We start from the raw sequence: 24,876 nt of genomic DNA, 5'->3' as shown, positions 1-24,876 counted from the left end.
AGCCGCGCTTAGTTGGCGGCTGCCTTGTTGGCCGCTCGCTCTTTGGCAACCAGCTGGTCAGCCAGTTTCAGTGCTTCTTCGGCGCCGCCGGCAGAGCCGATGTCGAAGCGGTACTTGCCGTTGACGATCATGGTTGGAACGCCGGAGATTTCATATTTCTTGGCCAGTTCACGAGCCTTGACGATCTGGCCCTTGATGGCGAAGGAGTCGAAAGTGGCCAGGAACTTGTCCTTGTCCACGCCCTGGGTGGCGAGGAAGTCGGCCATGTCGTTCTTGTCCGTCAGCTTCTTGTGTTCTTTCTGGATCGCGTTGAACACGGCAGCGTGAACGCTGTGCTCGACACCCATGGCTTCCAGGGTCAGGAACATCTGACCGTGAGCGTCCCACGGGCCGCCGAACATGGCAGGGATGCGTACGAAGTTGACGTCGGAAGGCAGTTTTTCAACCCACGGATTGATCACCGGCTCGAACGCGTAGCAGTGCGGGCAGCCGTACCAGAACAGCTCCACCACTTCGATCTTGCCAGGCACGGCAACCGGTACCGGGTTGCTCAGTTCGACGTAAGGGGCAGCAGGGGCTTCGGCGGCCTGGGCGGTCACGCCGAACAGGCTGGCAGCGACGAGGGCGGCGCTGATGATCAGATTACGCATGCTTTACTCCTGGACAATTTTGGTCGCCTCGCGCGACCTGTTTTCAGACAGATCCTGGCGGGCATGAGTTCTGTAGTGTAACGGCAGCGGCCACAAAAAAGGGCGGCCAAAGCCACCCTTTTTATACTTCATGCAACGGATTAATCGAGCGTTAACGTGGCAGGCGTGGGCCATCGCACGCAACCCTCGAATCGCGCGTCTTAGTGCAGGCCTTGAATGTAGCTGGAGACCGCCGCGATGTCCTCGTCGCTCAGCTTGCGAGCTATGGTGCGCATAGTCATGGCATCGCCGTCGTTGCTGCGACCGGCCTCTTCCTTGCGGAAATCGGTCAGCTGCTTGGCGATGTATTGAGCGTGCTGGCCACCCAGGTGCGGGAAGCCGGCGGCGGCATTGCCCGCGCCGTTCGGCGAGTGGCAACCGGTGCAGGCGGGCAGGCCTTTTTCCAGGTTTCCGCCACGGAACAGCGCTTCACCGCGAGCGACGATCTTCGGATCGGCGGCGCCGACGCTGCCTTTCTGGCTGGCGAAATAGGCGGCGATGTCAGAGAGGTCCTGATCGCTAAGATTGGTCAGCAGCCCGGTCATTTCCAGAACGGTGCGCTTGCCCGACTTGATGTCGTGCAGCTGCTTGGTCAGGTAGCGTTCACCCTGTCCGGCCAGTTTTGGAAAGTTTGGCGCCATGCTGTTGCCATCCGGGCCATGGCAAGCCCCGCATACGGCCGCTTTCGCCTGGCCTGCGGCGGCATCGCCTGCAGCATGGGCGAAGCCTGAGATTCCCACGGTCAACAGCAGACTCACGATCAGTTTGTTCATCAGCTAATCCAACTACGGCTAAGGGTTAAGAGTTATGGACCGGGTTTACTTCCGCTCATCCAAAGGATGATGGCCTGGTAATCCTCGGCACTGCAGTCCATGCACAAACCACGCGGCGGCATCGCCTTGAAACCCTGGGTCACGTGTTGCACCAGCGTCTCCATACCTTTCGCCAACCTCGGCGTCCAAGCTTCCTGATCGCCTCTTCTGGGCGCCATGGGTAGTTGGCCGGAATGACAGGCACCACAAACACGGTTGTACACGGCTTCCGGATCCTGTGTAGCCTGTGCGCTGTAAAGCGGCATCAGAACTCCGGCAGCCAGCAGCCATTTCGTCATAAAACGACCTTTTCAGGGTTGAGAGCGATCTGCGTTCTGTTGCGCAATCCAAGTCTGTCGCTCTCGTGAACTTCATCCTTCGCTGGGACAAAGCACACACAAAATCTGCGGCATTATATACTGGCGTCACTGAAACGGAAGCGACACCGCGTTCCGCGCCCAATCCCGGCGCCGCCCACATCGGAAATCCCATGCAACTCAAGAATCCCATCCTCGGCCTGTGCCAACAGTCCACGTTCATGCTCAGTGCCGCCAAAGTCGATCAGTGCCCCGACGACGAAGGCTTCGAAGTGGCGTTCGCCGGTCGTTCCAACGCCGGTAAATCCAGCGCGCTGAACACTTTGACTCACGCCAGCCTGGCGCGCACCTCGAAAACCCCGGGTCGCACACAGCTATTGAACTTCTTCAAGCTAGACGATGAACGGCGTCTGGTCGACCTGCCGGGCTATGGTTATGCAAAAGTACCGATCCCGCTCAAGCAACACTGGCAGCGTCACCTCGAGGCTTACCTCGGTGGCCGCGAGAGTTTGAAGGGGCTGATTCTGATGATGGACATCCGTCATCCAATGACCGACTTCGACCTGCTGATGCTCGATTGGGCGGTTGCGGCCGGTATGCCGATGCACATTCTGCTGACCAAGGCTGACAAGCTGACCTACGGCGCAGCCAAGAACACGCTGCTCAAGGTGCAGTCGGAAATCCGTAAGGGGTGGGGCGACCTGGTGACAATCCAGCTGTTCTCCGCACCAAAACGCATGGGCCTGGAAGAGGCTTACACCAAACTGGCAGGCTGGATGGAACTGGCGGATAAGGGCTCTGAGTTGCCTGCCGAGTAAATCGCAGGCAAAAAAAGCCCCGGACTTCATATGGGGAGGGAGAAGTTCCGGGGTTCAAGTTCCGAACCGCTAGGGCGGGGTTCAGATATCTGCCAACACTTAACACAACATAGGAGCATCGAAGGGCTTCACCAGCCATTCAGTATCTCTGAGTGGCCTGTCGCAAGATTAGTTCAGATTCTTTTCAAAAAACTTTGGAATAAGCCCAAGAGCGATCAGAACTAAACCCCTTCCGATGCCTTTGCCGCGACGTCATGTCGCGGCAAAATCCGGTCCCAGAGGCCTCAGTGCGCCTCGTCCCAGTTGTTGCCAACCCCGACTTCCACCAGCAATGGCACGTCCAGTTTCGCCGCTTCGCTCATGTGCACGCGAATTTCGTCGCGAACCTGATCGACCAGATCCTCGCGAACCTCCAGCACCAGTTCGTCGTGCACCTGCAGAATGACTTTGGCGTCCAGCCCCGACGCAGTCAGCCAGTTATCCACCGCCACCATGGCTTTTTTGATGATGTCCGCTGCGGTGCCCTGCATCGGCGCGTTGATCGCCGTGCGTTCAGCGGCAGCGCGTTCCTGCGGCTTGTTGGAGTGGATGTCCGGCAGGTACAGACGGCGGCCGAAGATTGTTTCCACGTAGCCTTGATCGGCTGCCTGGGCGCGGGTGCGATCCATGTATTCACGAACGCCCGGGTAGCGCGCGAAGTAGGTGTCGATGTAGGCCTTGGCGGTCTTGGTGTCGACGCCGATGTCCTTGCCGAGCTTCTGCGCGCCCATGCCGTAGATCAGGCCGAAGTTGATCGCCTTGGCGCCACGGCGCTGGTCGGAGGACACTTCGTTCAGCTCGACCTTGAACACTTCGGCGGCGGTGGCGGTGTGTACGTCCAGATTGTTGCGGAAGGCGTTCATCAAGCCTTCGTCGCGGGACAGGTGGGCCATGATCCGCAGTTCGATCTGCGAGTAGTCCGCCGCCAGCAGCTTGTAGCCTTTCGGTGCAATGAACGCCTGGCGGATGCGTCGGCCTTCAGCGGTGCGCACCGGAATGTTCTGCAGGTTCGGATCGCTCGACGACAGGCGACCGGTCGACGCGACGGCCTGATGGTATGAGGTGTGGATACGCCCGGTACGCGGGTTGATTTGCTCCGGCAGGCGATCGGTGTAGGTGCTCTTCAGCTTGCTCATGGAACGGTGTTCCATCAGCACTTTCGGCAAGCGGTGATCGTCCTCGGCCAGTTTCGCCAGCACTTCTTCGGCGGTGGATGGCTGGCCCTTGGCGGTCTTCTTCAGCACCGGCAGGCCGAGTTTCTCGTAGAGGATCACGCCCAGTTGCTTTGGCGAGCCGAGGTTGAATTCTTCACCGGCGATCTCGAAGGCTTCACGCTCCAGCGCGACCATTTTGTTGCCCAGCTCGATACTCTGGATGCCGAGCAGTTCAGCGTCGACGAACGCGCCCTGGCGCTCGATGCGAGCGAGCACCGGCACCAGCGGGATCTCGATGTCTGTCAGCACGCTGGCCAGGCTCGGGATGGCGCTGAGCTTTTCGAACAGGGTCTGGTGCAGGCGCAGGGTCACGTCGGCATCTTCGGCGGCATACGGCCCGGCCTGTTCCAGGGCGATCTGGTCGAAGGTCAGCTGCTTGGCGCCTTTGCCGGCGATGTCCTGAAAGCTCACGGTGGTGTGATCCAGGTACTTCTGCGCCAGGCTGTCCATGTCGTGACGGGTGGCGGTGGAGTTGAGCACATAGGACTCAAGCATCGTGTCGAAGGCAATTCCGCGTACGGTGATGCCTTCATTCGGATCACCGCCGATGGCGCAATTGGCCAGGATGTTCATGTCGAACTTGGCGTGCTGGCCGACCTTGAGCTTGTTCGGGTCTTCAAGGATCGGCTTGAGCGCGCGCAGCACGGTGTCGCGATCCAGCTGCTCCGGCACGCCGATGTAGGAGTGGGTCAGTGGGATGTACGCCGCTTCTTTGGCCTGTACCGCGAAGGACAGACCGACCAGTTGCGCCTGTTGCGCGTCGATGCCGGTGGTTTCGGTGTCGAAGGCAAACAGCTTGGCGTTCTTCAGTTTTTCCAGCCAGACGTCGAAGCGCGCCTGATCGAGGATGGTCTCGTACGCGGCTTCAGCCGGAGCGGCAGGCGCTTCTTGCGCAGGCGCGCTGAACAGATCGCCGGCCGGTTCAGGCGCGACAGCGCTGCTCAGCTCCAGACGCTTGGCGTCGCGCTCCAGATCGTTGATCCAGCTCTTGAACTCCAGCAGGGTGTAAAGCTCAAGCAGCTTGGCCGGATCTTCCGGGCCCATTTGCAGGTCGTCGAGGCCGATGTCCAGCGGCACGTCGACCTTGATGGTCGCCAGTTGATAGGAGAGGAATGCCATCTCCTTGTGCTCTTCGAGCTTGGCCGGCAGGGTCTTGGCGCCGCGAATCGGCAGGGTCGGCACAATGTCGAGTTGCGCATACAGCTCGGTCAGGCCGCCGTTGACGCCCACCAGCAGGCCGGACGCGGTTTTCGGGCCGATGCCCGGAACGCCAGGGATGTTGTCGGAAGAATCGCCCATCAGGGCCAGATAATCGATGATCTGCTCCGGAGCGACGCCGAATTTCTCCTTCACGCCTTCCACATCCATCGAACTACCGGACATGGTGTTGACCAAGGTAATGTGGCCGTCGACCAGTTGCGCCATGTCCTTGTCGCCGGTGGAGATGATCACCGGGCGATCGGCAGCGGCGCTGCTGCGGGCCAGCGTGCCGATCACGTCATCGGCCTCGACGCCTTCGACGCACAGCAGCGGGAAGCCCAGAGCTTTGACGCTCTGGTGCAGCGGCTCGATCTGCAGGCGCATGTCGTCGGGCATGCTCGGGCGGTTGGCCTTGTATTCGGCGTACATCTCATCGCGAAATGTCCCGCCCTTGGCGTCGAATACCACGGCGAACGGGCTGTCCGGATATTGTTTGCGCAGGCTCTTGAGCATGTTCAGCACGCCCTTGACCGCACCGGTCGGCAGGCCTTTGGACGTGGTCAGCGGTGGCAGCGCGTGAAAGGCGCGGTACAGGTAAGACGAACCGTCCACCAGGACGAGGGGGGCTTGGCTCATGAGCAGGATCAACCTTTTCGGCGGGTCCGGCGCTAGAATAGCGGGACCGTTGACGACAAAGGGACAAGGTTATCATGCGTACGTTAAATCGCTTGCTGCTGGTCAGTTTGATTGCTGTCTCACCGTTGCCTGCGATCGCGGCGGATGATGCGCCGTCAGCGGAGCCGGAAGTCACCATCCGCACCGAGGGTGACAAGACCATCCAGGAGTACCGGCAGAACGGTTTCCTGTACGCGATCAAAGTTACCCAGAAGGGTTTCCCGCCCTATTTTCTGGTGCGTGCGGACGGTACTGATGCAAACTTCATCCGCTCGGACCAGCCGGATATGCTGATCCCCGCGTGGAAGATTTTCGAGTGGAAGTAGTTTCTTAATTTCAACCGGCGCCGGCTTGATGGCGGCGCCAGAACTGAGCAGTTTTAACCATGTCTGTCTTCACCCCCCTGGCTCGGCCTGAGCTGGAAACTTTTCTCGCCCCATACGGGCTCGGCCGTCTGCTCGATTTCCAGGGGATCGCCGCCGGCAGCGAAAACACCAACTTCTTCATCAGCATGGAAAAGGGCGAGTTCGTCCTGACCCTGGTCGAGCGTGGCCCGGTGCAGGAAATGCCGTTCTTCATCGACCTGCTCGACGTCCTGCACCAAGCCGATCTGCCGGTGCCCTACGCGCTGCGCACCACCGACGGCGTGGCCCTGCGCGAGCTGAAAGGCAAGCCGGCACTGCTGCAACCGCGCCTGGCGGGCAAACACATCAAGCAGGCCAATGCCCAGCATTGCGCGCAGGTCGGTGACTTGCAGGCCCACCTGCACCTGGCGACCCAGGGTGACCAGATGATCAAGCGCAAGACCGATCGTGGCCTGGACTGGATGCTGGAAGAGGGCACGCAGTTTCTCTCGCACCTGAGCGATGAACCGCGCGCGCTGCTGCAAAGCGCGCTGGACGAAATCACCCAACAGAAAGAGAAAATTCTCGCGCTGCCCCGGGCAAACATCCACGCTGACCTGTTCCGCGACAATGCGATGTTCGAAGGCACGCACCTGACCGGGCTGATCGACTTCTACAACGCCTGCTCCGGGCCGATGCTTTATGACGTGGCGATTGCCTTGAACGACTGGTGTTCGGACGATGACGGACTGATCGACGGCCCGCGTGCTCGGGCCTTCCTCGGTGCCTACGCGGCACTGCGTCCGTTCACGGCGGCTGAGGCTGAGCTATGGCCGACCATGCTGCGAGTGGCGTGCGTGCGGTTCTGGCTGTCGCGGTTGATCGCGGCGGAATCGTTCGCCGGGCAGGACGTGCTGATTCACGATCCGAAAGAGTTCGAGCAGCGGCTGGCGCAGCGTCAGCAGGTCAGCACACCGCTACCTTTCGCCCTGTAAAAGAAAAAACTGCAGCCTGCGCAGGCTGCGGTTTTTTTGTATCAGAGCGATTCGAGACAACCCGCCAGATCATTCCCCAGCTTCTCCAGCACTTGCTCGTAACCCTGAGCCGTCGCTGGTGTGTAACCGCCCAGCGCATCCAATTCCGCCAGTTTCACCGGCAGGCCCGCCACCAGGGTTTCGGCCAGGCGTGGGCGCAGCGGTGGCTCACTGAACACGCAGGTCTTGCCGACTTCCTGCAATCGCGCGCGCATTGCCGCGACATGCTGGGCGCCCGGTTGCACTTCCGCCGCGACACTGAACACGCCGGTGTGTTTCAAGCCGTAGGCATCTTCGAAGTAGTCGAAGGCTTCGTGGAAGACGAAGTAGGGTTTGCCTTCAATACCGGCCAGACGTTTCTTCAAACGCTGATCCAGTGCATCCAGACGCTCGTCGAACGCTTTGGCGTTGTGCTGATAGCGCTCGGCGTTGGCCGGGTCGGCGGCGCTCAGGTCAGCAGCCATTTTGTCGGCAATCACCCGCGCGTTCACTGGCGATAGCCACAAATGCGCATCGAGAGTACCTGGGCGGTGATCGTGATCATGTTCGTCGGCGTCTTCGGCGTGGGAGTGGCTGTCTTCGGCGAAGCGGCGCAGCTTCATGCCCGGCAGGTCCTGCACGGCGACGCTCGGCAACGTACGACCGTTCAGCACGCGAGGCAGGAAACCTTCCATGTCCGGGCCGATCCAGTACAGCAGGTCAACCGATTGCACCTTGCGCACATCGGACGGGCGCAACGCGTAGTTATGCGGCGAGGCCCCCGGCGGCAGCAGCACTTCCGGAATCGCCACGCCGTCCTGCACCGCAGCGGCAATCAGTTGCAGTGGCTTGATGCTGGTGAGGACTCTGACTTCGGCCTGAGCCGAACCGATCAGCAGAAAACTGGCGACAAATGCCACAAAAACAGAAAAAAGTCGGGACACGATGACCACTCATGGAGGCGAGAACGGGTAACATAATAACGTCTCTAACCAAACTCGTCGCCGCTCATGCCTATTACCCCGATTGCCAGCCGTCCCCACGACCACTCCCATTGCGTCCACAGCGCCCTGTCCGAGGCCGATGCCTTGTGTGCACAGAAAGGCCTGCGCCTGACCGCATTGCGTCGGCGGGTGCTTGAGCTGGTCTGGCAGAGCCACAAGCCGCTGGGTGCCTACGACATTCTGGCGGTGCTCAGCGAGCAGGACGGCCGCCGCGCCGCGCCGCCGACCGTGTACCGCGCGCTGGATTTCCTGCTGGAAAACGGCCTGGTGCACCGCATCTCTTCGCTGAACGCTTTCGTCGGTTGTGTACACCCGAAACATTCGCACCAGGGCCAGTTCCTGATCTGCCGCGAGTGCCACGCCGCTATCGAACTTGAACAAAAAACCATCAGCGACGCGATCGTCCACAGCGCCAAGGACGTCGGCTTCATCGTCGAAGCCCAGACCGTCGAAGTGGTCGGCCTCTGCTCCGGTTGCCGGGGGGCTTGATGAGCGATGCGTTGATCCGTCTGGAGCAGGTGGCTGTCCGGTTTGCCGGGCAAAACGTGCTGGACAACATTCACCTGAGCGTCGAGCCGGGGCAGATCGTCACCCTGATCGGCCCCAACGGTGCCGGCAAGACCACGCTGGTGCGCGCCGTGCTCGGGTTGCTGAAACCCGACAGCGGCAGCGTCTGGCGCAAGCCGAAACTGCGCGTCGGTTACATGCCGCAAAAGCTTCATGTCGATCCGACCTTGCCGCTTTCAGTGCTGCGTTTCCTGCGTCTGGTGCCGGGCGTCGATCGCCCGCGTGCATTGGCGGCGCTCAAGGAAGTCGGCGCCGAACACGTCATCGACAGCCCGGTGCAAAGCGTGTCGGGCGGTGAAATGCAGCGCGTGCTGCTGGCTCGGGCACTGCTTCGCGAGCCGGAACTGTTGGTGCTCGACGAGCCGGTGCAGGGCGTCGATGTGGCCGGCCAGGCCGAGCTGTACAGCCTGATCACTCGCCTGCGCGACCGCCACGGTTGCGGGGTGTTGATGGTGTCGCACGATTTGCATCTGGTGATGAGCACCACAGATCAGGTGGTGTGCCTCAACCGTCACGTCTGCTGCTCCGGGCATCCCGAGCAGGTCAGTGGCGACCCCGCTTTCGTCGAGCTGTTCGGCAATCACGCACCGAGCCTGGCGGTCTATCACCACCATCACGACCACGCCCACGACCTGCACGGTTCAGTGGTCAAAGGGCCTTTGACGGGCCAACCTCACGTTCACGGAGATAGCTGCAAGCATGGCTGATTTTCTGTTTTACGCCCTGCTTGCGGGTCTGGCGCTGGCGGTGGTCGCGGGGCCGCTTGGCTCGTTCGTGGTCTGGCGGCGCATGGCCTATTTCGGTGACACCCTGTCCCACGCCGCGCTGCTGGGTGTGGCGCTGGGCTTTCTGCTGGATGTCAGCCCGACCGTGGCGGTCACCGTGGGCTGCCTGTTGCTGGCGGTTTTGCTGGTGACTCTGCAACAGCGCCAGCCGCTGGCCTCCGACACGCTGTTGGGCATTCTTGCACCGAGCACGCTCTCTCTCGGCCTGGTGGTACTAAGCTTCATGCATGAAGTGCGGATCGACCTGATGGCCTATCTGTTCGGCGACCTGCTGGCGATCAGCCCGACCGATCTGGCGTGGATCCTCGGCGGCAGCGCGGCGGTGCTGGTGTTGCTGGTGACGCTGTGGCGCCCGTTGTTGGCGATCACTGTGCACGAAGAACTGGCCCGGGTCGAAGGCCTGCCGGTGGCGGGTCTGCGCATGGCGCTGATGCTGTTGATTGCGGTGGTGATCGCCGTGGCGATGAAAATCGTCGGTGTGTTGCTGATTACGTCGCTGTTGATCATCCCGGCGGCTGCGGCACAACGTCACGCCCGTTCGCCGGAGCAGATGGCACTGGGCGCGAGCCTGCTGGGCATGCTTGCCGTGTGTGGCGGGCTGGCACTGTCCTGGTTCAAGGACACCCCGGCCGGCCCGTCAATCGTTGTGACGGCGGCCGCACTGTTTCTGCTGAGTTTTGTTCTGCCCCGTCGAGGGGTGTAGACTTGCTCGTTTTTTGCGCAAATAGAGAGTCGCAGGAATGAAGCCGTTCGCCTCCCGTTATCTGCTCCTTGTCGCATTTTCAGTGCTGCTGGGCGCCTGCCAAAGCACGCCGCCGGTGGCCGAAGCCCCCGATGCGCGGGCCACGGCCATCGCACAGCTGGAGCAAAGCCTGGCCAGCAGCGAACTGGCCACTGCCGAGGACCAGTTGGCAGCCTTGCAGGCCGAAACACCCAACGATCAGTCCCTTGAGCAATACCAGCGTCAGTTGGCCGAAGCCTATCTGCGCCGCAGCCAGATTGTCCTGCAGAAGGGCGATGTGAACGCTGCCGCAACCGCTTTGGCCCGCGCCCGCGCGCTGATGCCCAAGGCCCCGGCGCTGACCGGTGGCGTCAATGGCGCCATCACCCAGGCGCGCAAGGCTGAGCTGGAGAAAGCCGAGGCAGCGCTCCAGGCCGCCGAAGCCAAGCCGAAGGCCAAGGTGATCGATCCGACCGCCGAGAGCACCACGGTTGCGCTGAATATCAACGATAGCCGCAAACTTCGCCGTCAACTCGATGCGATCGCCGCCGATGTGGTGAATTACGACTGTGCGGTGACCATTCAGGCCCCCCGTACCAATGATTACCCGTGGCTGGCGACGTTGATCACCAAGCGCGTGAAGAAGCTCGATCCGGATTTCGATCTGAAGATCGAAAAACAGATCCTGCGCAGCATTCCCGCTCAAGTGGTCTTGAGTCCTCGCAAGCCATAAGAAATCGCGAGCAGGCTCGCTCCCACAGGTACAACGTGATTCCTGTGGGAGCGAGCCTGCTCGCGATGACTATTTCAGACATTACAAAACTATCAAGCCGGAATCGCCTTGGCCTTCGCCTCACGATCCCAAACCCGATGCTGCCCGATCGCCGCAAAGAATGGCTTGGTCAGCGCGCCAACATCCTTGCCTTCTAGCAATCCGGCATCCGCCTCCAGCTTCAGCACGTCCAGCAACTGTTTGGCCTCGCCATGCAGCGCAATCGCCTTCAGGTGTTTGTACGCCTCCAGCAGGTAATGCAACGCCACGCCGTCACCGCTCAATGCCTTGACCGACGCCGCGCCACCCGGCACGAACACCGCATCGAACGCCACCGACGGCAAACCTTCCATCGACGCATCCACTGCCAGGCTTTTGCCATCGGCGGTCTTCACCGGCGCCGAAGTCGGGCCGAGCAGCTTGGCGTGTGCACCTTCTGCCGCCAGAGCCTTCTTCATTGCATCAATTGCGGCACCATCGACGCCGTTTGCCGCCAGAATCGCCACTTTTCGCGTCTTGATATTCTCCGGCAACAGGTTGGCCTGGCTCAGGGACGGTGAGTGATCCAAAGATGTTTTGCGCACCTCGACCGTGCCTTTGGCTGGCGCCGGAAGACCAAGATTCGCAGCCACACGCTTGGCCAGTTCCAGATCGATATTGGCCAGAATCTCGTTCACCTCCCGCACACGAATGTGTTCCCGCTCAACCTTGCCCAGCTCGAAGCTGTAGGCCGAGATGATGTGTTCCTGCTCGTGCTTGCTCATGCTCTTGAAGAACAGTCGCGCCTGTGAGAAATGATCGCTGAACGACTCGCTGCGCTGGCGGATCTTGTTGGCGTCGATGCGTTCCGGGTAGCTCTCGAACCCGCCGTCCTGTGCAGCCGGCGGAGTTTCTTTCGGCCAGCCGCCATCAATGGAGTTGGGTTCATAAGAGGCGCGGCCCTTGTCGATCACCGTGCGGTGCTGGGCATCGCGCTGGCCGTTGTGGAACGGTGCCACCGGGCGATTGATCGGCAACTCATGAAAGTTCGGCCCGCCGAGTCGGCTGATCTGCGTGTCGGTGTAGGAAAACAGCCGGCCTTGCAGCAGCGGGTCATTGGAGAAGTCGATGCCCGGTACGATATGGCCGGGGCAGAACGCGACCTGCTCGGTCTCGGCGAAGAAGTTGTCCGGGTTGCGGTTGAGGGTCATCTTGCCCAGCGGCGTGATAGGCACGATTTCCTCGGGGATCAGTTTGGTCGGGTCGAGAATGTCGAAATCGAAGTCGTGCTCGTTTTCCTCCTCGATGACCTGTACGCCAAGTTCCCATTCCGGGTAGTCACCCATTTCGATGGCTTCCCACAGATCGCGCCGATGGTAGTCGGTGTCTTTGCCCGCAAGTTTTTGCGCCTCGTCCCACACCAGCGAACAGGTCCCGGCGGTAGGGCGCCAGTGGAATTTGACGAAGCGCGATTTGCCCTCGGCGTTGATCAGCCGGAAGGTGTGCACGCCAAAGCCCTGCATGCTGCGCAGGCTTTTCGGAATGGCCCGGTCGGACATGGCCCAGATGACCATGTGCGCCGATTCCGGCACCAGCGACACGAAGTCCCAGAAAGTGTCGTGAGCCGAGCCGCCCGTAGGTATTTCGTTGTGCGGTTCGGGTTTTACGGCGTGAACGAAGTCGGGAAACTTGATCGCGTCCTGAATGAAGAACACCGGCATGTTGTTGCCGACCAGATCGAAGTTGCCTTCGTCGGTGAAGAACTTCACGGCAAAACCGCGCACGTCACGTACGGTGTCGCCGGATCCCCGAGGCCCCTGCACTGTGGAAAAACGTACGAACACCGGGGTTTTCTTCCCCGGATCCTGCAGGAAACCGGCCTTGGTCAGCGCCGAATGGTTCTCGTAGCTCTGAAAGAACCCATGGGCGCCAGTGCCGCGGGCATGGACGATGCGTTCGGGAATCCGCTCATGGTCAAAGTGCGTGATTTTCTCACGCATGATGAAGTCTTCCAGCAGCGACGGTCCGCGAGGCCCGGCCTTGAGCGTGTTCTGGTTGTCCGCGACCTTCACGCCCTGATTGGTGCGCAGGGCCTGGCCGGTGGCGTCGGAACGGAATTTTTCCAGGCTGTCGAGTTTGGCGTTGGTGTTGGCGCGATCCGGGGTGTCGGTGCCGGCCATCTGGCTTTTGTCTGTGGCAGGTTTTTTCGTACTCATCAGTCGTGAACTCCTGTCTGTCCCGGGATAGCTCCGGGACGCTTGAGTGTTTCCCGGGCACGGCACCCAGGGTTTTCAAGTCGCTTATCTAGTGACTGACGAGGGTTTTGGGCGTTCCTTTTTTATGACCTTTAGTCCTGTTATTGCCAAATCGAAGGTTAATTGCGAAATAAATGCTAAGAACCTCTATACGGACAGGCTAAAATGCGCGCCCGGCTAACCGCTGATCCTTTTCCAACGCGCCCCACAAGGTTCGCTACGTGATCGAGTTTCAAAACGTCCATAAGACTTACCGCGTCGCCGGTAAGGACATCACCGCGCTGCACCCGACCAGCTTCTCCATCGAGAACGGTCAGGTGTTCGGCCTGATTGGCCATTCCGGCGCGGGGAAAAGTACCCTGCTGCGTCTGATCAATCGCCTGGAAGATTCCAGTGGCGGCAAGATCATTGTCGACGGTGAAGAAGTCACCGCACTGGACGCCAACGGCCTGCGCCGTTTCCGCCAGCAGGTCGGGATGATCTTCCAGCACTTCAACCTGCTGGCGTCCAAGACCGTGGCCGACAACGTCGCGCTGCCGCTGACCCTGGCCGGTGAACTGTCCCGCGCCGAGATCGACCAGCGTGTGGCCGAGTTGCTGGCGCGGGTCGGTCTGTCCGATCACGCCAAAAAGTATCCGGCGCAGCTGTCCGGCGGCCAGAAGCAGCGTGTCGGCATCGCCCGCGCCCTGGCGACCAAGCCGAAAATCCTGCTGTGCGATGAGGCCACCAGCGCTCTCGACCCGCAGACCACGGCGTCGGTCCTGCAACTGTTGGCCGAGATCAACCGCGAGCTGAAACTGACCATCGTCCTGATCACTCACGAGATGGACGTGATTCGCCGTGTCTGCGATCAGGTGGCGGTGATGGACGCCGGCGTGATCGTCGAACAAGGTTCGGTGGCCGAGGTGTTCCTGCATCCGAAGCACCCGACCACCAAGCGTTTCGTTCAGGAAGACGAGCAGATCGACGAGAGCGAGCAGCGCGATGACTTCGCTCACGTGCCGGGCCGCATCGTGCGTCTGACCTTCCAGGGCGAAGCGACCTACGCGCCGTTGCTGGGTACCGTCGCCCGGGAAACCGGTGTGGACTACAGCATCCTGGCCGGTCGTATCGACCGCATCAAAGACATTCCTTACGGGCAATTGACCCTCGCCGTCACCGGTGGCGACATGGACGCGGCGTTCGCCCGTTTCACTGCCGCTGACGTTCACATGGAGGTGTTGCGCTAATGGCAGACCTGATGAGTTTCTTCACCAATATCGACTGGTACGAAATCTGGCTGGCCACCGGCGACACCATGATGATGCTCGGCGGTTCGCTGCTGTTCACCGTGTTGCTCGGCCTGCCGCTGGGCGTGCTGCTGTTCCTCTGCAGCCCGCGTCAGTTGCTCGAAGCCAAAGGCGTGTACGCGCTGCTGTCGCTGGTGGTGAACATCCTGCGTTCGCTGCCGTTCATTATTCTGTTGATCGTGATGATCCCGTTCACCGTGCTGATTACCGGCACCTCGCTGGGCGTGGCCGGTGCGATTCCGCCGCTGGTGGTGGGTGCAACGCCGTTCTTCGCGCGGCTGGTGGAAACCGCCCTGCGTGAAGTCGATCGCGGCATCATCGAAGCGACCCAGTCGATGGGCGCGACCACTCGCCAGATCATCATGAACGCCTTGCTGCCGGAGGCCCGTCCGGGCATCTTCGCAGCGATTACGGTGACGGCGATTACACTGGTTTCCTACACGGCGATGGCCGGTGTGGTCGGCGCCGGTGGCCTGGGTGACCTGGCGATCCGTTTCGGTTACCAGCGGTTCCAGACTGACGTGATGATCGTGACCGTGGTGTTGCTGCTGATTCTGGTGCAGGTGCTGCAAATGGTCGGCGACCGACTGGTCGTACATTTCTCGCGCAAATAACCCGGTTTGGTAATCAAAAAATGAGCCGGCCATTCGCTGGCAGGTGCCACACGGGCACCTCAAAAGGAGTTAGCTGAATGAAAAAACTGATCGCTGCTTTCGCTGCCGTAGCCGCTTTTTCGGCTCACGCTGAAACCTTGACCGTTGCCGCCACCCCGGTGCCGCACGCGGAAATCCTCGAATTCGTGAAGCCGGCACTGGCCAAAGAGGGCGTGGATCTGAAGGTCAAGGTCTTCACCGATTACATCCAGCCGAACGTGCAGGTGGCTGAAAAGCGTCTGGATGCCAACTTCTTCCAGCACCAGCCGTACCTTGATGAGTTCAACAAGGCCAAGGGCACCAGTCTGGTTGCCGTGACCGGCGTACACCTGGAGCCGCTGGGCGCCTACTCGAGCAAGATCAAGAAAATCGAAGACCTGCCAGGCGGTGCCAACGTGGTGATCCCGAACGACGCCACCAACGGCGGCCGTGCGCTGTTGCTGCTGGACAAGGCGGGCGTGATCAAACTGAAAGACTCGAAAAACATCCTGTCGACCGTCAAGGACATCGCTGAAAACCCGAAAGACCTGAAGATCCGTGAACTGGAAGCCGCGACCATCCCGCGTGTGCTGACCCAGGTCGACCTGGCACTGATCAACACCAACTACGCGCTGGAAGCCAAGCTGGATCCGTCCAAGGACGCGCTGGTTATCGAAGGCAACGACTCGCCGTACGTGAACATCCTGGTGTCCCGCGCGGACAACAAGGACAGCGACGCCATGCAGAAACTGGCCGCCGCCCTGCACAGCCCGGAAGTGAAGAAATTCATTACCGAGAAGTACAAAGGCGCGGTATTGCCGGCGTTCTGATTGATATAGCTGCAACGAAAAAGGGGACGCCATTGGCGTCCCCTTTTTTTTGTGGCCGGGTGTTCAGCTTTGGACCCGCTGTGTATTCGTCCCTCACCCCAGCCCTCTCCCGGAGGGAGAGGGGGCCGACCGAGGTGTCTTGCGTCATACATCGACCTGAAAAATCTTGGCGATTATGGATTCAAAGCAATACGTTCAATTCGGTGTAGCTCGCCAATATTCCCCATTCGGTCCACTCTCCCTCCGGGAGAGGGCTAGGGTGAGGGCAGGCTTTTGATCTTGGCTATTTGCGGTTAAGCATCACCGGCAACTGCGCCACCAGCTTGGCATTATTCAACGGCGCCCGAATAAACCCACGCTGCGTACCATCAGGCCCGATCACCGCCAGGTTCCCACTGTGATCCACCGTGTAATTCGGCTTGCTGGTGTCCGCCGGAATGAACGGAATGCTCACCGCGTTCGCCACCTTCTGCAGCTCCTCGATCGACTTCGGCGTCAGGCCGATGAACTGTGGATCGAAGTAGCCCAGGTACTGCTTCAACTGCGCAGGGTTGTCGCGGTTCGGGTCGACGCTGACCAGCACGATCTGCAACTTGTCCACAGCATCCTTCGGCAGCTCGCTCTTGATCTGGCGCAGTTGGGCGAGGGTGGTCGGGCAGATGTCCGGGCAGAAGGTGTAGCCGAAGAACAGCAGGCTCCACTTGCCCTTGAGCTCGTTGATCGTAACCGGTTGGCCGTCCTGATTGGTCATCGTCACGTCCGGCAGGTTGCGACTCTGCGGCAGCAGGATGATGCCGGCGTCGATCAGTGCGGTCGGGTCGCCCTGGCCCTTGCCGCTCAGCACTTTGTTGACGGTCAGGCCGAGGATCAGCGCGATCACGGCGACGAGGATGAAGACGGTTTTCTGGGTTCGAGTCATAGGTTCAACAGTAAGTAGTGGTCTACGAGCAGGGCGATGAACAGCAGAAACAAGTACCAGATAGAGTACTTGAAGGTGTTGATCGCCGCGTGCGGCCGGGTGCCACGGTACAGCACCACGGCCCATTGCAGAAACCTTGCGCCCAGCCCGAGCGCGCAGATCAGGTACAGCAGGCCGCTCATGTGGATCACATACGGCAGCAGGCTGACCGCCAGCAGGGCGAAGGTGTACAGCAGAATGTGCACCTTGGTGTAGTGCTCGCCGTGGGTGACCGGCAGCATCGGAATGTCGGCCTTGGCGTATTCCTCCTTGCGATGGATCGCCAGCGCCCAGAAGTGCGGCGGGGTCCAGGCGAAGATGATCAGCACCAGCAGCAACGGTTCGGCGCTGACGTGACCGGTGGCAGCGGTCCAGCCGAGCAGCGGCGGGGCGGCGCCGGCGAGGCCGCCGATGACGATGTTCTGCGGCGTCGCGCGTTTGAGGAAACCGGTGTAGATCACCGCGTAGCCGAGCAGCGAGGCCAGAGTCAGCCATGCGGTCAGCGGGTTGGTGAAGGTCAGCAGCAGGGCCTGGCCGAGCAGTGCCAGCACCAGTGCAAAGGTCAGTGCAGCGGCAGGCGAGACCCGACCCTCGGCCAGCGGCCGTTTGTGGGTACGAGCCATGACCGCGTCGATGCGCCGGTCCACCACGTGATTGACCGCCGCCGCGCCGCCGGCACACAGCGCGATCCCCAGGTTGCCGAACACCAGCACCGTCCACGGCACCCCGGCGCGGGTCGCGAGGAACATGCCGACCAGCGAGGTGATGAGCATCAGCACCACGACTTTCGGTTTGGTCAGCTCCAGGTAATCACGCCACAGCGCCTGCGCCGGACGTTCGCCGATCAGAACCGCCATGGCGTCTCTCCTTTTATCGTGATGGGCGCGGCCGACTGTTTACGCGGGCTCAGACGCCAGCGCACAAGCATCGGCTGCTTGACCCGAACCAGACTGGTTCGCGCGTGATAGTTGACCAGCACCATGGTCAGCAGCAGCGCCGCGCCACCGGCGTTGTGCGCCACGGCCACCGGCAGCGGCAGATGAAACAGCACGTTGCTGATGCCGAGGGTGATCTGCGCGGCGAGGGCGATCAGCACCAGCCCGGCCAGTCGGGTCATCCCCACCACTTTCAGTTGCCAGGCCAGACCGAGCAGGACGACCGTCACCAGCAACGCGCCGATGCGGTGGGTCAGGTGAATCGCCGTGCGCGCATCGCTGTCGAGTTGTCCGCCGAGGTAATTGGGGCCGATATGTTGGGTCAGGTGAAAGCCATTGGCGAAATCCGCCGGCGGCAACCATTGACCGTGGCAGGTCGGGAAGTCGATGCAGGCCACCGCCGCATAGTTGGAACTGACCCAGCCACCCAGCGCAATCTGGCCGATCACCAGCAACAGGCCGGCAGTCGCCCAATATTGCAGACGCTTGGGCACGGTCAGCGCCGGCAGCACGCCGGACAATCTCAACGTCAGCAGAAACAGCAGGCTCAAGGTCGCGAAACCACCGAGCAAATGCCCGGTCACCACTTGCGGCCAGAGCTTGAGCGTCACCGTCCACATGCCGAACGCCGCCTGAGCGAACACCACCGCCAGCAGAAACAGCGGCAGTTTCAGCGGTTGCCCCGGATGCCGCCGATTGACCCACGCCCGCCCGGCCAGAATCGAAATCAGCAGGCCCAGGGTGCCGGCGAAGTAGCGGTGGATCATCTCGTTCCAGCCTTTGTGCGCTTCCACTGGCGAGTCGGGGTAATGCAGTTCGGCATGGGCCAGTTGGGCTTCGCTTTTCGGCACGCTGATAAACCCGTAGCAGCCCGGCCAGTCCGGGCAGCCGAGGCCGGCGTGGGTCAGGCGGGTGTAGGCGCCGAGCAGCACCACGATCAGTGCCAGCAGGGTGGCAAACAGCGCGAGGCGAAATCCAGGTTTGGCCATGACGATGCCCTTATCCGATGTTCGACAGTTTCAGCAGGTGGCGCAGGTCGTTGAGCAGATCCTTGCCCTTGACGCTCGGGTCGTAGCGCAGCACGAGGTTGCCGTGGGGATCGATGATCCACAGTTGCGGCGTGGCCTTGTCGCCGGTCGCCTTGCTGAACGCGGCGGAATCCAGCGGATAACGTTGCAGTTGCGGATATTCACGGGTCAGCTTGGCTTCGTAGTCGGCGCTCAACGGCTGTGCGGCGGCGAGGGCGTGGCTGGCGCGCCCGGCATCGCGGCCGAGGCCGATCTGGATCTGCCGCGCCAGGTACACCAGTTGCTGGCAATCCACCGCACAGTCTTTCGGCGCGGTCACCAACATCTGCCAGCGTTCTTCGTCAGCCGTCACGCCGAGGTCGGCACGGCTCTGGCCGTTGCCGATCAGTTCGCCGTGATAGCTGCGACCGTCCGGCACCCAGAACTGCAGCTTGTACATGCCGGTGGCGAGGATCATCGGGCCGACGACGCCCAGCACGATCAGCAGCAGCTGGATGCGTCCGCGACGGCGACTGGCCGGGACTTTCGTTTCAGACATGCTGGGTGGATTCATGGCCGCTCCCATGGTGTTTCTCCTTTGCGTTGTGCCAGCCGAGATAGAGGTAGAGACCGAGCAGGGCGGTGGCCATGGCGAACCACTGCACGGCGTAACCGAGGTGTTTCTCCGGGCCCATCGCGACCACCGGCCAGTCGGCCTGATAGCTGGCGGGACCCGGTTCTGCGCGCAATTCATAGGCGAAGCCGTCGCGCTCGAGGGTTTTCCACAATTTGGCCGGTTCGACGGCGGTGACGGTTTGCGGCCAGGTGCTGCTGACCGGGTCGGCGTGCAACTGGAAGGTCGCGCCGGGGGCGACGTACACCCAGGCATCGACATTAACGGCATCGGCCGGTGTCTTGAATTGCGGGGTAATGCGCCGGTCCGACCAGGGCAGCCAGCCGCGATTGACCAGCAGCCATTGGCCGCTGCGCTGATCCTGAAACGGTTGCAGCAATTCGACGCCGACCTTGCCGTCCCGCTGCCGGTTGTCCAGCAGCAGGCTGTGCGCCGCATCGAACTGACCGTGCAGATGCACCCGGCGAAAGGCCGGATCGGCGCTGTGCAGCAGTTCGGTGCTGGCCATCGGCTCGGCGGCGCGGCGTTCGGCGTAACTGGCGAGCAGGGCGGTTTTCTCCGCGCCCCGGCCCAGTTGCCAGAAGCCCAGCGAAATCAGCAGCGGCAGCAGCAAGGCGACCACCAGCGTCGGCACGACGCCCGGCCGGAAGCGCTTCATGGCCGCGCCGCAAAAGCTGTGAACGCGACCGCTATACTTGATTGCATCGCCTGTACCCCCGGAGTCTTCCCATGCTCAAAGCAGCGATCGTCCTGATGCTGATTGCCACGGTGATCAGCCTGTTCAGCGGCCTGTTTTTCCTGGTCAAGGACGACAGCAGTTCAAATCGCCTGGTCATCGCCTTGAGTGTTCGGGTGGCATTGGCCGCTTGCACCGTCGGCTTGATTGCCTGGGGTTTCTACAGCGGCCAACTGGTGTCGCATGCGCCCTGGTAGCTCTGTCCTTCAGAGCACGTAAACGAAGATGAACAAGCCGATCCACACCACATCGACGAAGTGCCAGTACCAGCTCGCGGCTTCGAAGCCGAACTGGTGCTCGTTGTCGAAGTGGCCCTTCATGATGCGCATCAGCATCACGAACAGGATGATCGTGCCGATGGTCACGTGGGCGCCGTGAAACCCGGTGAGCATGAAGAACGTCGCGCCGTAGATCCCCGAACCGAGGGTCAGGCCCAGTTCGTGATAGGCATGCATATACTCCTCGGCCTGCAAGGCGAGGAAGCCGCAACCCAGCAGCACGGTGATCGCCAGCCACAGTTTCAGCGCACCGCGATGGCCTTTCTTCAGGGCGTGGTGAGCGATGGTGATGGTCACGCTGGAGCTCACCAGCAGGATGGTGTTGACCAGCGGCAGGCCCCAGGGGCTGATGACTTCCTTGGGCGGCGGGAACAGTTTCGGATCCGGCGTGTGCAATAGCGGCCAAGTGAACTGGAAATTCGGCCAGAGCATGTGGGCGATGCCTTTGGTGCCTTCGCCGCCCAGCGCCGGGCCGGAGATGTGCCGCACATAGAACAGTGCGCCGAAAAAGGCGATGAAGAACATCACCTCGGAGAAAATGAACCAGCTCATGCCCCAGCGGAACGAGCGGTCCAGCTGCGGGCTGTACAACCCCGCGCGGCTTTCCTTGATCACCGTGCCGAACCAGCCGAACAACATGTACGCCAGCAACAGGCCACCGACGAAAAAGATCAGCGGGCCGTGGGATTCAGGGCGCGCTGCCTTCAGATCGTTGAACCAGGTGGCCAGGCCGTAGACCGTGATGACCATGCCGAAGGTCGCGATGATCGGCCACTTGCTCTGGGCCGGGACGTAGTAGTGCTCATGAGTTGCCATTTATTGTTCTCCTTATCGGGCACGCTTAACCGCCAGTGTTTGCAGCCACCGGAGGATGTCGGGCGGTGATATCGAACAGCGTGTAGGACAGCGTCAGATGCTTCACGTCCTTGGGCATGTCGCGGTCAACGATGAAACGCACCGGCATCTCGATCTGCTGACCGGGCTGCAGCACCTGCTGGGTAAAGCAAAAGCATTCGGTCTTGTGGAAATACGCCGCCGCATTGCTCGGCGCGATGCTTGGCACCGCTTGCGCGCTCATCGGTTTGTCGGTGGGATTGCGGGCGATGAAGATCATCTCGTTCACCGCGCCGGGGTTGGCCGTCAGTTCGTCATGCTTGGGATAGAAGTCCCACGGCATGTCGGCGGTGTTGGTCGACAGAAATTGCACCCGCACCTGCCGCGAGGCATCGACGGTCTGCTCGCCCTCGTACTGCCCGGCGGTCTTGCCGTTGATGCCGAACGCCTTGCACATCACGTCGTAGATCGGCACCAGGGCAAAACCGAAGACGAACATCGCCACCACCACACCGAGCAATCGGGTGACCAGCTTCTTCATCGAAATCGAGTCAGCCATGATTAATGTCTCTACCGAGAGCCCTTGTGGGAGCGAGCCTGCTCGCGATGCAGGCGCTACGGTCTAGCAGACAGACCGCGTCATCGTTCATCGCGAGCAGGCTCGCTCCCACATAGGGTTGGATTTTCATTTCACTTCCGGTGGCGTGGTGAAGGTGTGATACGGCGCCGGCGACGGCACGCTCCATTCCAGACCTTCGGCGCCATCCCACGGTTTGGCCGGAGCCGGCTCGCCGCCACGGATGGTCTTGATCACGATGAACAGGAAGAAGATCTGCGTGGCACCGAACATGAACGCGCCGATCGACGAGACCATGTTGAAGTCGGCGAACTGCAGGTTGTAGTCCGGAATCCGTCGTGGCATCCCCGCCAGTCCCACGAAGTGCATCGGGAAGAACGTCAGGTTCATGCCGACGAAGGACAGCCAGAAGTGCAGCTTGCCCAGGGTTTCGTCGTACATGTGGCCGGTCCATTTCGGCAGCCAGTAATAGGCCGACGCGAAGATCCCGAAGATCGCCCCCGGCACCAGCACGTAGTGGAAGTGCGCCACCACGAAGTAGGTGTCCTGGTACTGGAAATCCGCCGGGGCGATGGCCAGCATCAGCCCGGAGAAACCGCCGATGGAGAACAGGATCACAAACGCCACGGCAAACAGCATCGGCGTTTCGAAGGTGATCGAGCCCTGCCACATGGTGCTGGCCCAGTTGAACACTTTCACCCCGGTGGGCACGGCGATCAGCATGGTCGCGTACATGAAGAACAGCTCGCCAACCAGCGGGATGCCGACCACGAACATGTGGTGCGCCCAGACGATGAAGGACAGGAATGCGATGCTCGCCGTCGCGTAGACCATCGAGGTGTAGCCGAACAGCGGCTTGCGCGAGAAGGTCGGGATGATCTGGCTGACGGCGCCGAAGGCCGGCAGGATCATGATGTACACCTCGGGGTGGCCGAAGAACCAGAACACGTGCTGGAACAGCACCGGGTCACCGCCACCGGCCGCGCTGAAGAAGCTGGTGCCGAAGTGGATGTCCATCAGCATCATCGTTACGCACCCGGCCAGCACCGGCATCACCGCGATCAGCAGGAACGCGGTGATCAGCCAGGTCCAGACGAACAGCGGCATTTTCATCAGGGTCATGCCGGGGGCGCGCAGGTTGAGGATGGTGGCGATCACGTTGATCGCGCCCATGATCGAGCTGATCCCCATCAGGTGGATGGCGAAGATGAAGAACGTCACGCTTTCCGGGGCATAGGTGGTGGACAGCGGCGCGTAGAAGGTCCAGCCGAAGTTCGGCCCGCCACCGGGGGTGAACAGGGTCGAGACCAGCAGCAGGAACGCCGCCGGCAGCAGCCAGAAGCTGAAGTTGTTCATTCGCGGCAGGGCCATGTCCGGCGCGCCGACCATCAACGGGATCATCCAGTTGGCGAGGCCGACGAACGCCGGCATCACCGCGCCGAACACCATTACCAGGCCGTGCATGGTGGTCATCTGGTTGAAGAACGCAGGCTCGACGATCTGCAATCCGGGCTGGAACAGCTCGGCACGGATCACCATGGCGAACGAGCCGCCGAGCAGGAACATGCAGAACGCAAACCACAGGTACAGCGTGCCGATGTCCTTGTGGTTGGTGGTCAGCACCCAGCGCATCAGGCCTTTGGCGGGGCCGTGGGCGTGGTCGGCATGACCGTGGTCATCGATGACAGCGCTCATGGCCGGTCTCCTTCAAGTGAGTGGACTGGGCAGGCCGGGGCGCCTTGCCCCGACCGGTTCACGAAGTACGCAATAGACCGGCTCATTTGCTTTCCGCCTGTTTCAGCTCCAGCACTTCTTTTGGCGTGACCATGTCGCCCTTGTTGTTGCCCCAGGCGTTACGTTCGTAGGTCACGACCGCTGCGATATCGACTTCCGAGAGTTGCTTGCCAAACGCCGCCATGGCGGTGCCCGGCTTGCCGTGGAACACCAGACTCAGGTGCGCCTCTTTCGGGCCGGTGGCGATTTTCGAGCCCTTGAGTGCCGGGAACATTGGCGGCAGGCCCTGGCCTTCGGCCTGGTGACAGGCGACGCAGGTGGTGTGGTAGATCTTGTCGCCACGTTCCTTGAGCTCGTCGAGGGTCCATTCTTTGCTGGTCAGCTCTTTGAGCTGCGCAGCCTCGGCCTTGCGGTCGGCCAGCCATTTTTCGTAGTCGGCCTTCTCCTTGACGTCGACCACGATCGGCATGAAGCCGTGATCCTTGCCGCACAGCTCGGCGCACTGGCCACGGTAGAGGCCGGGCTTGTCGATGCGGGTCCAGGCTTCGTTGACGAACCCCGGGATCGCATCGCGCTTGACCGCAAAAGCGGGCACCCACCAGGAGTGGATCACGTCGGCAGACGTGACGAGGAAGCGCACTTTGGCGCCGATCGGCAGCACCAATGGCTTGTCGACCTCGAGCAGGTAATGCTCGCCCTTGGCTTCCTTGTTGTGGATCTGCTCGGCGGGGGTGGCCAGGTTGCTGAAGAACTCGACGTCCTGGCCCAGGTATTTGTAGTGCCACTTCCACTGATAGCCGGTGATCTGGATATCGATATCCGGCTCACTGGTGTCGTACATCTTGATCAGGGTCGCGGTCGCCGGAACGGCCATCGCCACCAGAATCAGCAGCGGGACGACGGTCCAGAGAATTTCGACGGTGGTGCTTTCGTGGAATTTTGCGGCGACCTGCCCGGTAGAACGGCGGTGCACCATCATCGACCAGAACATGGCGCCGAAGACGATGATCCCGATCACCACACAGATCCAGAAAATGGTCATGTGCAGGTCGAATACTGCGTGACTGATTTCGGTCGCTCCAGGCGCCATATTCACAGTCCAGGCAGCTTGCACCGGGCTGAAAATCGACCACAACAGGAGGCCCATCCAGACGTGTGGATGTCGCATCATTGCGGGTTCCCCTTATCGTTCTTGTTATCCCGCCGGCTTTCACCAGAGGCAAGGGAG

General features: G+C 61.3%; 26 protein-coding genes. 11 read left to right on the top strand and 15 right to left on the bottom strand.

The features are described 5' to 3' along the window. Positions 1–8: 8 nt before the first annotated feature. The 3 genes from J5M72_RS24325 to J5M72_RS24315 form a co-directional block, all read right to left on the bottom strand. Entirely contained in the window at positions 9–650 is a 642-nt protein-coding gene (locus J5M72_RS24325) for a thiol:disulfide interchange protein DsbA/DsbL (RefSeq protein WP_085713046.1), read from the bottom strand. A gap of 200 nt (positions 651–850) precedes the next feature. After that, a complete protein-coding gene (locus tag J5M72_RS24320; protein ID WP_169428253.1) occupies positions 851–1,462 on the bottom strand; it encodes a c-type cytochrome in 612 nt (203 codons plus the stop codon). Between the two features lie 32 nt (positions 1,463–1,494). Next, positions 1,495–1,800: a c-type cytochrome gene (locus tag J5M72_RS24315; protein WP_085713044.1), complete on the bottom strand. Its 306-nt coding sequence runs from the start codon at positions 1,798–1,800 to the stop codon at positions 1,495–1,497. Positions 1,801–1,991: 191 nt separating this feature from the next. Between J5M72_RS24315 and yihA the strand changes: the two genes are divergently transcribed. Beyond that, positions 1,992–2,636 (top strand): ribosome biogenesis GTP-binding protein YihA/YsxC, encoded by a 645-nt coding sequence (gene yihA / locus J5M72_RS24310; protein WP_169428254.1) that lies wholly within the window; start codon positions 1,992–1,994, stop codon positions 2,634–2,636. Between the two features lie 284 nt (positions 2,637–2,920). On the opposite strand, the gene polA is transcribed toward yihA, so the two are convergent. Then, positions 2,921–5,725, bottom strand: coding sequence for a DNA polymerase I (gene polA / locus J5M72_RS24305; protein ID WP_207867341.1), 2,805 nt, complete (start codon positions 5,723–5,725; stop codon positions 2,921–2,923). A gap of 74 nt (positions 5,726–5,799) precedes the next feature. On the opposite strand from polA, the gene J5M72_RS24300 reads away from it, so the two are divergent. Both J5M72_RS24300 and J5M72_RS24295 read left to right on the top strand, forming a co-directional pair. Further along, complete coding sequence (locus J5M72_RS24300) at positions 5,800–6,090, top strand: DUF2782 domain-containing protein (RefSeq protein ID WP_065260182.1); 291 nt, start codon at positions 5,800–5,802, stop codon at positions 6,088–6,090. A gap of 59 nt (positions 6,091–6,149) precedes the next feature. Further along, complete coding sequence (locus J5M72_RS24295; protein WP_207867339.1) at positions 6,150–7,103, top strand: homoserine kinase; 954 nt, start codon at positions 6,150–6,152, stop codon at positions 7,101–7,103. Between the two features lie 41 nt (positions 7,104–7,144). On the opposite strand, the gene J5M72_RS24290 is transcribed toward J5M72_RS24295, so the two are convergent. After that, a complete protein-coding gene (locus J5M72_RS24290; RefSeq protein ID WP_207867336.1) occupies positions 7,145–8,065 on the bottom strand; it encodes a zinc ABC transporter substrate-binding protein in 921 nt (306 codons plus the stop codon). A gap of 66 nt (positions 8,066–8,131) precedes the next feature. Here J5M72_RS24290 and zur point away from each other — a divergent pair, with 66 nt between their 5' ends. The 4 genes from zur to J5M72_RS24270 are packed head-to-tail and all read left to right on the top strand — an operon-like array spanning position 8,132 to position 10,931. Continuing rightward, positions 8,132–8,614, top strand: coding sequence for a zinc uptake transcriptional repressor Zur (gene zur, locus J5M72_RS24285; RefSeq protein WP_011331783.1), 483 nt, complete (start codon positions 8,132–8,134; stop codon positions 8,612–8,614). After that, positions 8,614–9,399, top strand: coding sequence for a zinc ABC transporter ATP-binding protein ZnuC (znuC, locus tag J5M72_RS24280; protein WP_169428258.1), 786 nt, complete (start codon positions 8,614–8,616; stop codon positions 9,397–9,399). The genes zur and znuC overlap by 1 nt, the downstream gene beginning before the upstream one ends. Continuing rightward, complete coding sequence (gene znuB / locus J5M72_RS24275) at positions 9,392–10,180, top strand: zinc ABC transporter permease subunit ZnuB (protein ID WP_065260666.1); 789 nt, start codon at positions 9,392–9,394, stop codon at positions 10,178–10,180. Before znuC ends, znuB begins: the two co-directional genes overlap by 8 nt. A gap of 37 nt (positions 10,181–10,217) precedes the next feature. Continuing rightward, the gene (locus J5M72_RS24270) at positions 10,218–10,931 is read left to right on the top strand and encodes a PA5502 family lipoprotein (RefSeq protein WP_207867331.1); all 714 of its coding nucleotides are present in this window, start codon (positions 10,218–10,220) and stop codon (positions 10,929–10,931) included. 92 nt (positions 10,932–11,023) lie between these two features. On the opposite strand, the gene katE is transcribed toward J5M72_RS24270, so the two are convergent. After that, entirely contained in the window at positions 11,024–13,231 is a 2,208-nt protein-coding gene (katE, locus tag J5M72_RS24265; RefSeq protein ID WP_347709528.1) for a catalase HPII, read from the bottom strand. A 194-nt stretch (positions 13,232–13,425) separates the two neighbouring features. Between katE and J5M72_RS24260 the strand changes: the two genes are divergently transcribed. The 3 genes from J5M72_RS24260 to J5M72_RS24250 all read left to right on the top strand — a co-directional run bounded on the left by J5M72_RS24260 (position 13,426) and on the right by J5M72_RS24250 (position 15,955). Continuing rightward, entirely contained in the window at positions 13,426–14,433 is a 1,008-nt protein-coding gene (locus tag J5M72_RS24260) for a methionine ABC transporter ATP-binding protein (RefSeq protein WP_169428261.1), read from the top strand. Beyond that, positions 14,433–15,107 (top strand): methionine ABC transporter permease, encoded by a 675-nt coding sequence (locus J5M72_RS24255; protein ID WP_065260662.1) that lies wholly within the window; start codon positions 14,433–14,435, stop codon positions 15,105–15,107. Before J5M72_RS24260 ends, J5M72_RS24255 begins: the two co-directional genes overlap by 1 nt. Positions 15,108–15,184: 77 nt before the next feature. Then, positions 15,185–15,955, top strand: a complete 771-nt coding sequence (locus J5M72_RS24250) for a MetQ/NlpA family ABC transporter substrate-binding protein (RefSeq protein WP_085713035.1) — start codon at positions 15,185–15,187, stop codon at positions 15,953–15,955. A gap of 283 nt (positions 15,956–16,238) precedes the next feature. Here J5M72_RS24250 and J5M72_RS24245 read toward each other — a convergent pair whose 3' ends face one another. Genes J5M72_RS24245 through J5M72_RS24225 form a run of 5 tightly spaced genes read right to left on the bottom strand, consistent with a single transcriptional unit; the run spans position 16,239 to position 20,147 of the window. Further along, a complete protein-coding gene (locus J5M72_RS24245) occupies positions 16,239–16,874 on the bottom strand; it encodes an SCO family protein (protein ID WP_085647189.1) in 636 nt (211 codons plus the stop codon). Further along, complete coding sequence (gene cyoE, locus J5M72_RS24240) at positions 16,871–17,770, bottom strand: heme o synthase (protein ID WP_207867328.1); 900 nt, start codon at positions 17,768–17,770, stop codon at positions 16,871–16,873. Before cyoE ends, J5M72_RS24245 begins: the two co-directional genes overlap by 4 nt. Further along, on the bottom strand, positions 17,758–18,837 hold the full coding sequence (locus tag J5M72_RS24235; RefSeq protein WP_207867326.1) for a COX15/CtaA family protein: 1,080 nt from the start codon (positions 18,835–18,837) through the stop codon (positions 17,758–17,760). The genes cyoE and J5M72_RS24235 overlap by 13 nt, the downstream gene beginning before the upstream one ends. A gap of 10 nt (positions 18,838–18,847) precedes the next feature. Then, the gene (locus J5M72_RS24230; protein WP_207867324.1) at positions 18,848–19,441 is read right to left on the bottom strand and encodes a hypothetical protein; all 594 of its coding nucleotides are present in this window, start codon (positions 19,439–19,441) and stop codon (positions 18,848–18,850) included. After that, complete coding sequence (locus J5M72_RS24225; RefSeq protein ID WP_207867322.1) at positions 19,407–20,147, bottom strand: SURF1 family protein; 741 nt, start codon at positions 20,145–20,147, stop codon at positions 19,407–19,409. Before J5M72_RS24225 ends, J5M72_RS24230 begins: the two co-directional genes overlap by 35 nt. 71 nt (positions 20,148–20,218) lie before the next feature. On the opposite strand from J5M72_RS24225, the gene J5M72_RS24220 reads away from it, so the two are divergent. Further along, the gene (locus J5M72_RS24220) at positions 20,219–20,422 is read left to right on the top strand and encodes a twin transmembrane helix small protein (protein ID WP_065260656.1); all 204 of its coding nucleotides are present in this window, start codon (positions 20,219–20,221) and stop codon (positions 20,420–20,422) included. A 9-nt stretch (positions 20,423–20,431) separates the two neighbouring features. Here J5M72_RS24220 and J5M72_RS24215 read toward each other — a convergent pair whose 3' ends face one another. The 4 genes from J5M72_RS24215 to coxB form a co-directional block, all read right to left on the bottom strand. Next, entirely contained in the window at positions 20,432–21,319 is an 888-nt protein-coding gene (locus tag J5M72_RS24215) for a cytochrome c oxidase subunit 3 (RefSeq protein ID WP_169428266.1), read from the bottom strand. Positions 21,320–21,344: 25 nt separating this feature from the next. Beyond that, on the bottom strand, positions 21,345–21,896 hold the full coding sequence (locus tag J5M72_RS24210) for a cytochrome c oxidase assembly protein (protein WP_011331799.1): 552 nt from the start codon (positions 21,894–21,896) through the stop codon (positions 21,345–21,347). Between the two features lie 126 nt (positions 21,897–22,022). Further along, positions 22,023–23,609, bottom strand: coding sequence for a cytochrome c oxidase subunit I (gene ctaD / locus J5M72_RS24205; RefSeq protein WP_169428267.1), 1,587 nt, complete (start codon positions 23,607–23,609; stop codon positions 22,023–22,025). 82 nt (positions 23,610–23,691) lie between these two features. Continuing rightward, positions 23,692–24,819 (bottom strand): cytochrome c oxidase subunit II, encoded by a 1,128-nt coding sequence (coxB, locus tag J5M72_RS24200; RefSeq protein ID WP_169428268.1) that lies wholly within the window; start codon positions 24,817–24,819, stop codon positions 23,692–23,694. Positions 24,820–24,876 lie beyond the last annotated feature (57 nt).

It is taken from the genome of Pseudomonas sp. 58(2021) (assembly GCF_017491585.1).
In the GTDB taxonomy this organism is placed as follows: Bacteria; Pseudomonadota; Gammaproteobacteria; order Pseudomonadales; family Pseudomonadaceae; genus Aquipseudomonas; species Aquipseudomonas fluorescens_BT.
Note: the sequence above shows the minus strand (reverse complement) of the source record. Positions and strands in the feature narration are given on the sequence as shown.

Coding starts and splice junctions, on each gene's coding strand:
- J5M72_RS24325 (WP_085713046.1), bottom strand. CDS start 650: ATGCGTAATCTGATCATCAGCGCCGCCCTCGTCGCTGCCAGCCTGTTC.
- J5M72_RS24295 (WP_207867339.1), top strand. CDS start 6,150: ATGTCTGTCTTCACCCCCCTGGCTCGGCCTGAGCTGGAAACTTTTCTC.
- J5M72_RS24255 (WP_065260662.1), top strand. CDS start 14,433: ATGGCAGACCTGATGAGTTTCTTCACCAATATCGACTGGTACGAAATC.
- cyoE (WP_207867328.1), bottom strand. CDS start 17,770: ATGGCGGTTCTGATCGGCGAACGTCCGGCGCAGGCGCTGTGGCGTGAT.
- J5M72_RS24315 (WP_085713044.1), bottom strand. CDS start 1,800: ATGACGAAATGGCTGCTGGCTGCCGGAGTTCTGATGCCGCTTTACAGC.
- J5M72_RS24270 (WP_207867331.1), top strand. CDS start 10,218: ATGAAGCCGTTCGCCTCCCGTTATCTGCTCCTTGTCGCATTTTCAGTG.
- J5M72_RS24210 (WP_011331799.1), bottom strand. CDS start 21,896: ATGGCTGACTCGATTTCGATGAAGAAGCTGGTCACCCGATTGCTCGGT.
- J5M72_RS24230 (WP_207867324.1), bottom strand. CDS start 19,441: ATGGGAGCGGCCATGAATCCACCCAGCATGTCTGAAACGAAAGTCCCG.
- znuB (WP_065260666.1), top strand. CDS start 9,392: ATGGCTGATTTTCTGTTTTACGCCCTGCTTGCGGGTCTGGCGCTGGCG.
- J5M72_RS24250 (WP_085713035.1), top strand. CDS start 15,185: ATGAAAAAACTGATCGCTGCTTTCGCTGCCGTAGCCGCTTTTTCGGCT.
- yihA (WP_169428254.1), top strand. CDS start 1,992: ATGCAACTCAAGAATCCCATCCTCGGCCTGTGCCAACAGTCCACGTTC.
- J5M72_RS24320 (WP_169428253.1), bottom strand. CDS start 1,462: ATGAACAAACTGATCGTGAGTCTGCTGTTGACCGTGGGAATCTCAGGC.
- J5M72_RS24300 (WP_065260182.1), top strand. CDS start 5,800: ATGCGTACGTTAAATCGCTTGCTGCTGGTCAGTTTGATTGCTGTCTCA.
- znuC (WP_169428258.1), top strand. CDS start 8,614: ATGAGCGATGCGTTGATCCGTCTGGAGCAGGTGGCTGTCCGGTTTGCC.
- J5M72_RS24225 (WP_207867322.1), bottom strand. CDS start 20,147: ATGAAGCGCTTCCGGCCGGGCGTCGTGCCGACGCTGGTGGTCGCCTTG.
- J5M72_RS24215 (WP_169428266.1), bottom strand. CDS start 21,319: ATGGCAACTCATGAGCACTACTACGTCCCGGCCCAGAGCAAGTGGCCG.
- polA (WP_207867341.1), bottom strand. CDS start 5,725: ATGAGCCAAGCCCCCCTCGTCCTGGTGGACGGTTCGTCTTACCTGTAC.
- coxB (WP_169428268.1), bottom strand. CDS start 24,819: ATGATGCGACATCCACACGTCTGGATGGGCCTCCTGTTGTGGTCGATT.
- ctaD (WP_169428267.1), bottom strand. CDS start 23,609: ATGAGCGCTGTCATCGATGACCACGGTCATGCCGACCACGCCCACGGC.
- J5M72_RS24235 (WP_207867326.1), bottom strand. CDS start 18,837: ATGGCCAAACCTGGATTTCGCCTCGCGCTGTTTGCCACCCTGCTGGCA.
- J5M72_RS24220 (WP_065260656.1), top strand. CDS start 20,219: ATGCTCAAAGCAGCGATCGTCCTGATGCTGATTGCCACGGTGATCAGC.
- zur (WP_011331783.1), top strand. CDS start 8,132: ATGCCTATTACCCCGATTGCCAGCCGTCCCCACGACCACTCCCATTGC.
- J5M72_RS24245 (WP_085647189.1), bottom strand. CDS start 16,874: ATGACTCGAACCCAGAAAACCGTCTTCATCCTCGTCGCCGTGATCGCG.